The following is an 8,569-nucleotide window of genomic DNA, read 5'->3' on the forward strand; positions in this document are numbered from 1 at the left end:
ACGAGACCACTCATGCGCGTTTTAGGTATTGAAACTTCCTGCGATGAAACCGGCATTGCCATTTATGCCAGCGACGGCGGCTTATTAGCACATCATTTATACAGCCAAGTCGCATTACATGCCGAATACGGCGGTGTCGTGCCTGAATTGGCCGCCCGCGATCATTTAAATCGCGCCGTGCCACTCATTCAACAAACTTTAACTGCCGCGCAATTGAATTGGTCAGATATTAACGGCGTCGCCTATACCGCCGGCCCCGGGTTAATTGGCGCGTTATTAGTCGGCGCGGCGCTCGGGCGGAGTTTAGCCTGGGCGGCGGGTATTCCAGCTATTGGCGTACATCATTTAGAAGGTCATTTACTCGCCGCGCATCTTGAATCACCCGCCCCCGCGTTTCCATTCGTGGCGTTATTAGTTTCCGGCGGTCATACGCAATTGATTGCCGTGCATGACTTGGGCAAGTATCAATTATTGGGTGAATCATTAGATGACGCGGCCGGCGAGGCATTTGATAAAACCGCTAAAGTATTAGGTTTACCGTATCCGGGCGGCGCGTTATTAGCCCAATTGGCAACGCGGGGTGATCCGAATCGCTATCGTTTTCCACGCCCAATGACTGATCGGCCGGGATTAGACTTTAGTTTTAGTGGATTAAAAACGCATACCTTGACCGCGTGGCGTGAAGAGCAACTCACGCGCACTGATAATGAACAAATGCGGGCGGATATTGCGCGGGCATTTGAAGAGGCTGTGGTGGAGACGTTAATTATTAAATGCCGGCGCGCATTAGCACAGACGGGATTAACGCGCCTGGTATTAGCGGGTGGTGTCAGTGCCAATCAACGTTTGCGTGAACGAATGCAATTGGCCATTGCTGCAGTTGGCGGCGAAACCTTTTATCCACGCGCTGAGTTTTGTACCGATAATGGGGCGATGATTGCGTATGCCGGGTGGTTGCGCTTATGCGCTGGTCAATTAGAACCACTGTCATTTCAAGTGCATCCGCGCTGGGCGTTAGACAGTTTGCCACCAATTAAAACGGCGGATGCAATCTGAATTGATCTGTGTATTTAACCGAGCAAATCACTGAGTGAATACATGCTATGAACGACCAACAACTTGACATCAGTGCATTAGACAGAGCGGTACAGCGTTTGGATGAAGGGTGGGGGCGTTATCAACAGGACGTGAGTGATTTACAAATCCGCGATGGCTTAATTCAACGCTTTGAGTTCACTTATGAAATTAGTCATAAACTGCTCAAGCGTTATTTAGCAATGATTTCGCCGACGCCGGCATTGTATGCGCAAATCGCATTTCAAGAGTTAATTCGTGCGGGGAATGAACAGGGGCTATTGTTGGGTGAGTGGCCAGCGTGGCGGCGCTATCGTGATATGCGCGCTAAAACCAGCCACACCTATGATGAAAGTATTGCACTGGCCGTGGTGGCTGAGATTCCGCAGTTTTTATTAGAAGCACGTTATTTACGCGATCAATTGCGCGAGCGGTTGCAATGAATACCCCGCCTATTGATATTCAACCAGATCATTGGCAAATCGTGCATAGCATTTTGCAACGGCATGTCCCGCAGTTAATGATTTGGGTATTCGGTTCACGCGCTCGCGGCACGGCGCGGCGCTATTCTGATCTTGATTTGGCAATTATGACTGAGCAGCCATTATCATTAGAGGTGAGCGCGGTATTGGCAGATGAGTTTTCCGAATCAGATTTGCCCTACCGAGTAGATGTGATTGATTGGGCAGCGACCAGCGCGTCATTTCGGGAGATCATTCAGCGCCAAAAAGTCGTGGTGGTGGCGGCAATGAAGAATGGAAAAGAGAGTATTACACTATGAGCGATGACCATTCCTCGATCCATGAATTCGATTTTCAATTGATTTGCGAGTATTTCGCCGGTTTAGAACGACAGGGGCCGGGCAGTCGCACAGTGACGTTACAAGCGTTGCAATTTATTGACACACTCACACCCAATGCACAGATTGCCGACATTGGCTGCGGCACTGGTGGTCAAACGATGGTATTGGCCGAATACACAGCTGGTCACATTGTTGGAATTGATTTATTTCCTAAGTTTATTGACCTGTTTAATGCCAACGCCCGCCGTTTGCATTATCAAGATCGCGTCCACGGCATCGTTGGTGATATGACCAAACGCTTGCCATTTGCCAATGGCAGTTTGGATGTGATTTGGTCTGAAGGCGCGATTTATAACATCGGTTTTGAGCGTGGACTCAATGAATGGCGACCACTATTAAAAACTGGTAGTTTTATTGCAGTTTCCGAGGCGTCGTGGTTCACACCGCAGCGCCCGGATGAGATTAACGCATTTTGGCAAGATGCTTATCCCGGTATTGATACGATCCCGAATAAAGTGGCGCAAATGCAGGCGGCGGGTTATCTGCCTATCGCTACGTTTGTATTGCCGGAAACGTGTTGGACAGAGCAGTTTTATTTACCGCAAATTGCCGCGCAAGAGGCGTTTTTACGCAAATATCCGCACAATGAGATGGCAATGCAATTGGTGACGAATGAACGCCGCGAGGCGCAATTGTACGCGCAATATAAAGCCTATTATGGCTATGTGTTTTATATTGGCAAAACGTATTAGTCATTAAAGCGGCGCGCATGTAGCAATTGCCGCTACTCATTCCCAGGACAGCCGCGTAAGTTGGGTTGCGGCCTGTGGCAATCCAACATTTAATCAACCGGGACTTGACAGCAATTTAAGCAGATCACTGTTCAAAGAAATAATCAATGGATAAAGCATTATTGAAGTGACAAAAATCACCACGAAAACTAATGCTAAACTGTAGATTACGTCATTACGAATTTGAGTGAGGACGGTGCTATCTACCTGATAGACGCCCTCAAAATACCCAGACAACTCGCCTTGTGTATTTTTAAGTGGCAATAAAACTTGCACATAAATGTGTTGATGAATATAAAACTTGTCATACTGCAATTTATTTTCAAGCGGAAATGTATGCGCATACTTGTTTAGTTCTGTTTCGACAAATTCAAAATTAGTATCTGTTTGTTCTAAAATTTTTTGTTTAACACTGTTGTACAATTCAATCATGACGAAATTCTTTTCTAAAAAACGTACCGCCTTTAAGCGAAGCTGTTCTAAAAGATCCGGGTGTGTTTGATCAGCAAAGCGTAACCGATTCACAATATCGCTGGTAAAAGTAGCCGCTTCCTGTGTTGCAAGTTCTAAAATGCGATCATCTATCTTTTCCATTTCCAAATAAAACACAACGCCACCAATTAAGAAAGATAGTATGATCCACCCAGCGAATAGTAGGCGCAAAATTTTTGCATGGATATTTGACATCGTTAGTTGCCTACATTAATTGAATATACAGGTTTGCGGTTTTCGTGATTCTATTAAAATATGCTAATTCCCGTTCGTCGTGAGCCTGTTAGCGCCCAAAAATTTCTCGCACTGCATCCGCAATTGCGCCTTTTGGTATTAAACGCATTTTATTATCGAGCGCATAAAGACCAAACCATTCCTCCGGGTCGCCATCAAATCGTATTTGCGGATCATCTAATGTATCGCCACTTTTCCACCATTCATCATGCAATTCAAATACCGCCACACCAATTATACGTTCGTGATGTTTAGCGGTATGAATATCTTGCCACACGGCGCGCAGTTTATTCGGCACATCTGCCACGCGATGACCACCAAAACCCGGTACCCAGGGTTTAGGTTCATAGGGCGAAGTAGAAAATCCCACTTGCGTAATGAAAATAGGTTTATTCGTTATTGCGGTCAATTCATCTAAATACCCTTGATAGGATGTGCCGGTCACTGCACCGCGTGGCGAAGTAACAACACCGCGAGCGTAGGTGTATACATTTAGACACACCAGATCGGCTAAATCCGGCAGCAGCGCGCTGGCGGGTGGCACGTCTAAATCCGGGCGCACCAGCGGCCCGACGTGCGTAAAACTGGTATGACAGTACAAATGCCGCTGCCCATAGCGGGTTAATTCGTACTCCATTGCCGCATCAATCAGTTGTGCCAGCGCAATTTCGGTCGGGGTGCGGCCGGTGACGCGCAAATGTTTTCCAGTAAAATCATGCACTTGCGGGTGCAGGCGATCCGTTTGCGCAATTGCCCGAGGATTGAGTTCATCACCAATGGAAAACAGCACCAACCGATCCGGCCGCCCAACCGCGTAGGTGTGGTCAATCGTGGCGCGAATTTTGGCCAAAATATCCGCCTGCGTCGCCGCGTCTAAAAAATCGTCCGCTTGTTGTTTAACCCACATGTCCTGTCCATACAACAGGTCGGCGGCGTCGAGTGCGGCGAAAAATGCCGGCGGCATCCGCTGCGGAAAAACGTGCAGATAATTAGCATTCAAATCAAGCACTTGACGCAGATGCGTGGCATAGCGCCCGTCGTTTGGCAGCGGCGTGTGCAGCACTGGTGATTCGCCGCGCAAATACGGTGAATAGCCAATCCCGCGAAATTGGACGGGCGCGGCATTCCGCCAGTGATCCACGATGCCGCCGTCGCGCACCGCAAAACGCGCCGGCGCCGGGGTGGCGGGATTGATAGCGGAGGTTTTGGCGGCGTGGGCAAACGCGGTGGTGGCGATCAACGCCGCTAATAACAGAAACTGGCAAGTGCGAGTGGGCATTGAGTTGTCCTAGTCAAGGTGACAATTAGCGTATAATTGTCATTCGGAACTGATTTAATAAAGAAATGATGAATTGGAGAATACTAATGGCGCGTGTTACCGTTGAAGATTGTTTAAACCATGTGGATAATCGTTTTAATCTCGTTTTATTAGCCAGCCGCCGCGCTCGGCAATTGGCCAACGGCGTCGCATCCTTATTACCGCGTGATAAAGAACGCGATAAACCAACGGTATTAGCATTACGCGAAATTGGCGCAGGTTTAATTCGCCAAGAGACGGTTGCCGAAGTGGATCGGGCAACCGCCGCGTTGCGCGCTCGTCAAATCGCGGAAGAAGCCGCCGCCGCCGCCGAGCATGAAGATTGATCGAATGTGATCCTGTTATTCGGTGGGCAGCGCCTGCGAAATTTTAATTAAGTCAATTAAAATTGAGCGCTGCGCTCGCACTGACAACGCGCCCCTATGACAGGATTTTTAATCCACTAGCGCGCTTCCGCTTCAATCATAGCGCGAGTAATGGCATTCAAATCTTTTTCGGCGCACCAATGCAACCGTTGATAGGCTTTGGTGGGATTAGCACGGCTGACGCGAATATCAGTTGGGCGAAATAACGTCGGATCAACTTGCGTATGCCGCTCCCAATCACATCCCAATTGCGCGAAGACACTGGCAATGAACTCGCGCAATGAACTGGAGCGCCCGGTGGCAATGACATAATCCTCCGCGTATTCCTGTTGCAACATGCGCCACATGGCATCGACGTATTCAGGCGCCCATCCCCAATCACGCACAATATCAATATTGCCGATTTGCAATGTTTCACCCGACCCCGCCGCAATTCGTACTGCCGTTGAAATGATTTTGCGCGTAACAAAACGCGGTGGGCGTAATGGTGATTCATGGTTAAACAAAATGCCGGAACAGACAAATAAATGATATGCCTCGCGGTAATTAGCCACTTGCCAAAATGCCGATGCTTTCGCCACTGCATAAGGACTGCGCGGGCGAAATGGCGTATTTTCATTTGCTGGATGATCGCCGGTGTCACCAAAACATTCACTCGATGACGCATTATAAAAGCGTGGTTTGCCGCCAATAAACCGCAACACTTCTAATAAATTCAGCGTTCCGACGTTAATACTTTCATGCGTTTCCGCCGGTTGTTGGAATGATAAACCGACTGAACTTTGCCCAGCGAGATTATAGATTTCATCCGGTTCCGCTTGCGTAATAGCGCTCAAGGTGCTGCGAAAGTCATTAATAGCCGCCGATAAACAAGTGACCTGCTCTCGAATACCCAAGCGAGTGAGATTGCCAAAACTGGATAATTCTGCATCGCGGGAGGTGCCGACGACATGATAACCTTTATCTAATAATAATTGCGCTAGATATGCGCCGTCTTGTCCCGAAATGCCGAAAATAAGCGCTCGTTTCATTTTGGGTGATTACCTGTGTGAATGGTAAAAAAGATGCGTAAGTTGAATTGATTAAACAATTCAACCGCTTGCCAGCTTCATGCGTATCAGAGAATTAAGAGTTGATTGAATGGACTGATGCCGGTTAATACCCGAACGGCATTGTCGGCACTTAAAATTAGTTGATTGCCAACCAATCCACCCGCTTTGGCTATGTCAATAAATACTAGAAAAGCATCACGCAGTTTATCATCATTGATGGCACTTGTTTTATTTAAAAAACAACAATATAAAGGACGGGGTTACGAATAGCGGGTGCATCTTAAAGATGCCCACACACGGTTTGCCCATAGCAAATTAAAGTGTACATTAAAAATTAAAGTGTACATTAAGAACTTAATAAATTGTCTGCCAGAACTACACTGGGAGACTAATCCTGTATCACCAATTGCCAGTGACCTGATAATTATTCACCGAATAATAAAAGCTGTCAAGCGGGAAAATAACATCAGGTCGGCAAAGTTATTAATCCCCCAACCGCTTGCCCGATTCATTCGTGTATAAGCCGCGTAGCCCTGCCCGCCCATTCAATTGAATTAACCATTTTTATTAGCCGGGGTTTGGGGGATTTAATCAAACGCGGGAAATGTTGGTCTGCCTAATTGGTGATGAATTGATTGCGGAGCGGTGCGCTGTCAACCCACCCTACGCTGCTAATTGTGTCGTCCGTAATGGAATGGAGCCATCGGTTGGACAGCCATTCTCTGCCAGCATTTCAGGGACTCGCGTTTTTAATAGCAGCATCATCGCATCTAATGTTGCTGCTTCGCCAACCAATCCCGGTACCGTGCTATCTTCAATATACCAAACCTGTGCTTCTGCATCCCATTCAATACAAATTTCGTAATACATGTTGATTGCTCTTAAAGCGGAAAGCCGCGTAGGTTGGGTTGTGTGCCGTGCGCGGTGTTCATCATAAATAACCAATCCAAACGGCACACAACCCAACATTTTTATTAGCCCTGCTTTGGAAAAGGGGGGTTGGGGGGATTTAATCAAAAGCGAAAATGTTGGCTTGCCCAATTGGTGGTGAATTAAACGCAGAATCGGCCGCGGTCAAGTGTTATTGCAAATCCTGCGGTGATAATCCCGTCTGTTTCGCAATACGCGCCAACATACGCGGGCCAATTTCTTCATTATCGTGAAATGCAAAAACAACATCTTGCCAACCGTTCCGCGCTAATGTTTTATGTGAACCAGACTGCCGTTTAATACTCCAACCAATCCGTTTTAATGCGGTTAATAGGCGTTTTGCTTTAGTCGCTGGCCAATGATTCATGCCGCGGCCGTAAATGTAATGTGAATTGGTTGCGGCTGATGTTCACCCTGTTCTAATCGCTCGGCTAAAACGCGCAAGGCTAAAATCTCGGCTTTTATCATTGCCTCTGGTAATGAATCACCATACACCAACACGCCGGGTAATGCGGGGATGTCGGCGAGCCAGCGACCGTCAATTTCCTGTTCATATTCAATAGTTAATTCCATTGCTATTCCTCATAGTTGTTAATCTCAATAAACTGCGGGACCTTTTCAAATGCTTACCCGATACGCCCCCATCGCCGCCGACTTAATTTCATCCGCCGCCAATAGAAATGTATTAGGTTGGCTTGCCCAATTGGCGATGAATTGATTGCGGAGCGGTGCGCGAGCAATCCACTACGCGCCGCTATTTTTACCGATCATTTCAATTAAATCTTTAGTAATTTTTGGATGTAAAACTCTGCCGGTATGACAAGGCACAACAAACATCTCTGCCGCTCTTTGATAGATTTTATGACTGCCTTTACATCTGACATATTGAAATCCCGCTCGGAGTAATAATTGTTCTGCTTGTTCTGCAGTCAATCTTGGCATTTTAGGCAACATTCACCTCCAAAATCGCCGCAAAACTGTTTTGATTCAAACAACGCATTTTCTCTGCTTCTGAGAGCGTTTCTAAATACAGTTCAATTGCCTCTTTGATATTCGCCAAGACCTCATCTAATGAATCACCTTGTGAATGGCAACCCTGCAGAGCGGGGCAGAATGCGTAATAACCATCTGCGTCTTTTTCAATGATAACAGTGACTTTCATGTTGTTTCTCTGCGAAGTAGTTTTAATAAACTGGCAATCTCTGTGGCATGACGCCGTCATGCAATCTACAGTGTTTTTAATACCCGATACGCCCCCATTGCCGCCGTTTTAATGTCATCCGCCACCAATGGAAAGGTGGATAAAACATGGGCGAATTCTAATTCAGTTAAGCCATACAAATGCGCAATTAACCCGTCTAATTCAGCGCGCAGCGTTGCCCGTTTAGTTGAATCAGTCACGCCGTCACGATGCGAGTGCAAACCCACCGCCGCCGCTAATGAATCAAACGCCGGTGTGGTGCAAATCAATTGCGCGGCGCGAGTGACAATCGGATTAAACGCGGGATCGA

Annotated in this window: 14 protein-coding genes; 5 read left to right on the forward strand and 9 right to left on the reverse strand. The window is 47.3% G+C overall.

The features are described from left to right. Positions 1-12 precede the first annotated feature (12 nt). The 4 genes from tsaD to HUK38_RS08715 are packed head-to-tail and all read left to right on the forward strand — an operon-like array spanning position 13 to position 2,628. Positions 13-1,056 (forward strand): tRNA (adenosine(37)-N6)-threonylcarbamoyltransferase complex transferase subunit TsaD, encoded by a 1,044-nt coding sequence (gene tsaD / locus HUK38_RS08700; RefSeq protein ID WP_182583937.1) that lies wholly within the window; start codon positions 13-15, stop codon positions 1,054-1,056. Positions 1,057-1,103: 47 nt separating this feature from the next. Next, on the forward strand, positions 1,104-1,517 hold the full coding sequence (locus HUK38_RS08705) for an HI0074 family nucleotidyltransferase substrate-binding subunit (RefSeq protein WP_182583938.1): 414 nt from the start codon (positions 1,104-1,106) through the stop codon (positions 1,515-1,517). Beyond that, positions 1,514-1,855, forward strand: a complete 342-nt coding sequence (locus tag HUK38_RS08710) for a nucleotidyltransferase family protein (RefSeq protein WP_182583939.1) — start codon at positions 1,514-1,516, stop codon at positions 1,853-1,855. Before HUK38_RS08705 ends, HUK38_RS08710 begins: the two co-directional genes overlap by 4 nt. Beyond that, complete coding sequence (locus tag HUK38_RS08715; RefSeq protein ID WP_182583940.1) at positions 1,852-2,628, forward strand: class I SAM-dependent methyltransferase; 777 nt, start codon at positions 1,852-1,854, stop codon at positions 2,626-2,628. Before HUK38_RS08710 ends, HUK38_RS08715 begins: the two co-directional genes overlap by 4 nt. Positions 2,629-2,721: 93 nt before the next feature. On the opposite strand, the gene HUK38_RS08720 is transcribed toward HUK38_RS08715, so the two are convergent. Further along, positions 2,722-3,354, reverse strand: a complete 633-nt coding sequence (locus HUK38_RS08720) for a hypothetical protein (RefSeq protein ID WP_182583941.1) — start codon at positions 3,352-3,354, stop codon at positions 2,722-2,724. An 88-nt stretch (positions 3,355-3,442) separates the two neighbouring features. After that, positions 3,443-4,672 (reverse strand): hypothetical protein, encoded by a 1,230-nt coding sequence (locus HUK38_RS08725; RefSeq protein WP_202985529.1) that lies wholly within the window; start codon positions 4,670-4,672, stop codon positions 3,443-3,445. Between the two features lie 86 nt (positions 4,673-4,758). Between HUK38_RS08725 and rpoZ the strand changes: the two genes are divergently transcribed. After that, on the forward strand, positions 4,759-5,037 hold the full coding sequence (gene rpoZ / locus HUK38_RS08730) for a DNA-directed RNA polymerase subunit omega (RefSeq protein ID WP_182583942.1): 279 nt from the start codon (positions 4,759-4,761) through the stop codon (positions 5,035-5,037). Positions 5,038-5,153: 116 nt separating this feature from the next. On the opposite strand, the gene HUK38_RS08735 is transcribed toward rpoZ, so the two are convergent. From HUK38_RS08735 to HUK38_RS08765, 7 genes are all read right to left on the reverse strand, one after another. Beyond that, positions 5,154-6,107, reverse strand: coding sequence for a GDP-mannose 4,6-dehydratase (locus HUK38_RS08735; protein WP_182583943.1), 954 nt, complete (start codon positions 6,105-6,107; stop codon positions 5,154-5,156). Between the two features lie 684 nt (positions 6,108-6,791). Further along, positions 6,792-6,998 (reverse strand): DUF1902 domain-containing protein, encoded by a 207-nt coding sequence (locus tag HUK38_RS08740; protein ID WP_182583944.1) that lies wholly within the window; start codon positions 6,996-6,998, stop codon positions 6,792-6,794. A 211-nt stretch (positions 6,999-7,209) separates the two neighbouring features. Further along, on the reverse strand, positions 7,210-7,425 hold the full coding sequence (locus tag HUK38_RS08745) for a type II toxin-antitoxin system HicA family toxin (protein WP_182583945.1): 216 nt from the start codon (positions 7,423-7,425) through the stop codon (positions 7,210-7,212). Next, positions 7,422-7,631: a type II toxin-antitoxin system HicB family antitoxin gene (locus HUK38_RS08750; protein WP_182583946.1), complete on the reverse strand. Its 210-nt coding sequence runs from the start codon at positions 7,629-7,631 to the stop codon at positions 7,422-7,424. Before HUK38_RS08750 ends, HUK38_RS08745 begins: the two co-directional genes overlap by 4 nt. Positions 7,632-7,802: 171 nt before the next feature. Further along, on the reverse strand, positions 7,803-8,000 hold the full coding sequence (locus HUK38_RS08755; RefSeq protein WP_238787544.1) for a type II toxin-antitoxin system HicA family toxin: 198 nt from the start codon (positions 7,998-8,000) through the stop codon (positions 7,803-7,805). 1 nt (position 8,001) lies between these two features. Next, positions 8,002-8,220 (reverse strand): type II toxin-antitoxin system HicB family antitoxin, encoded by a 219-nt coding sequence (locus HUK38_RS08760; protein WP_182583948.1) that lies wholly within the window; start codon positions 8,218-8,220, stop codon positions 8,002-8,004. A gap of 65 nt (positions 8,221-8,285) precedes the next feature. Continuing rightward, on the reverse strand, positions 8,286-8,569 hold a 284-nt coding region (locus HUK38_RS08765; protein WP_182583949.1), incomplete at its 5' end, for a hypothetical protein.

The sequence above is a fragment of the Thiospirillum jenense genome (genome assembly GCF_014145225.1).
In the GTDB taxonomy this organism is placed as follows: Bacteria; Pseudomonadota; Gammaproteobacteria; order Chromatiales; family Chromatiaceae; genus Thiospirillum; species Thiospirillum jenense.

Excerpts from the sequence above, each read along its gene's own strand:
- tsaD (WP_182583937.1), top strand. The coding sequence starts at position 13 with ATGCGCGTTTTAGGTATTGAAACTTCCTGCGATGAAACCGGCATTGCC.
- HUK38_RS08705 (WP_182583938.1), top strand. The coding sequence starts at position 1,104 with ATGAACGACCAACAACTTGACATCAGTGCATTAGACAGAGCGGTACAG.
- HUK38_RS08710 (WP_182583939.1), top strand. The coding sequence starts at position 1,514 with ATGAATACCCCGCCTATTGATATTCAACCAGATCATTGGCAAATCGTG.
- HUK38_RS08715 (WP_182583940.1), top strand. The coding sequence starts at position 1,852 with ATGAGCGATGACCATTCCTCGATCCATGAATTCGATTTTCAATTGATT.
- HUK38_RS08720 (WP_182583941.1), bottom strand. The coding sequence starts at position 3,354 with ATGTCAAATATCCATGCAAAAATTTTGCGCCTACTATTCGCTGGGTGG.
- HUK38_RS08725 (WP_202985529.1), bottom strand. The coding sequence starts at position 4,672 with ATGCCCACTCGCACTTGCCAGTTTCTGTTATTAGCGGCGTTGATCGCC.
- rpoZ (WP_182583942.1), top strand. The coding sequence starts at position 4,759 with ATGGCGCGTGTTACCGTTGAAGATTGTTTAAACCATGTGGATAATCGT.
- HUK38_RS08735 (WP_182583943.1), bottom strand. The coding sequence starts at position 6,107 with ATGAAACGAGCGCTTATTTTCGGCATTTCGGGACAAGACGGCGCATAT.
- HUK38_RS08740 (WP_182583944.1), bottom strand. The coding sequence starts at position 6,998 with ATGTATTACGAAATTTGTATTGAATGGGATGCAGAAGCACAGGTTTGG.
- HUK38_RS08745 (WP_182583945.1), bottom strand. The coding sequence starts at position 7,425 with ATGAATCATTGGCCAGCGACTAAAGCAAAACGCCTATTAACCGCATTA.
- HUK38_RS08750 (WP_182583946.1), bottom strand. The coding sequence starts at position 7,631 with ATGGAATTAACTATTGAATATGAACAGGAAATTGACGGTCGCTGGCTC.
- HUK38_RS08755 (WP_238787544.1), bottom strand. The coding sequence starts at position 8,000 with ATGCCAAGATTGACTGCAGAACAAGCAGAACAATTATTACTCCGAGCG.
- HUK38_RS08760 (WP_182583948.1), bottom strand. The coding sequence starts at position 8,220 with ATGAAAGTCACTGTTATCATTGAAAAAGACGCAGATGGTTATTACGCA.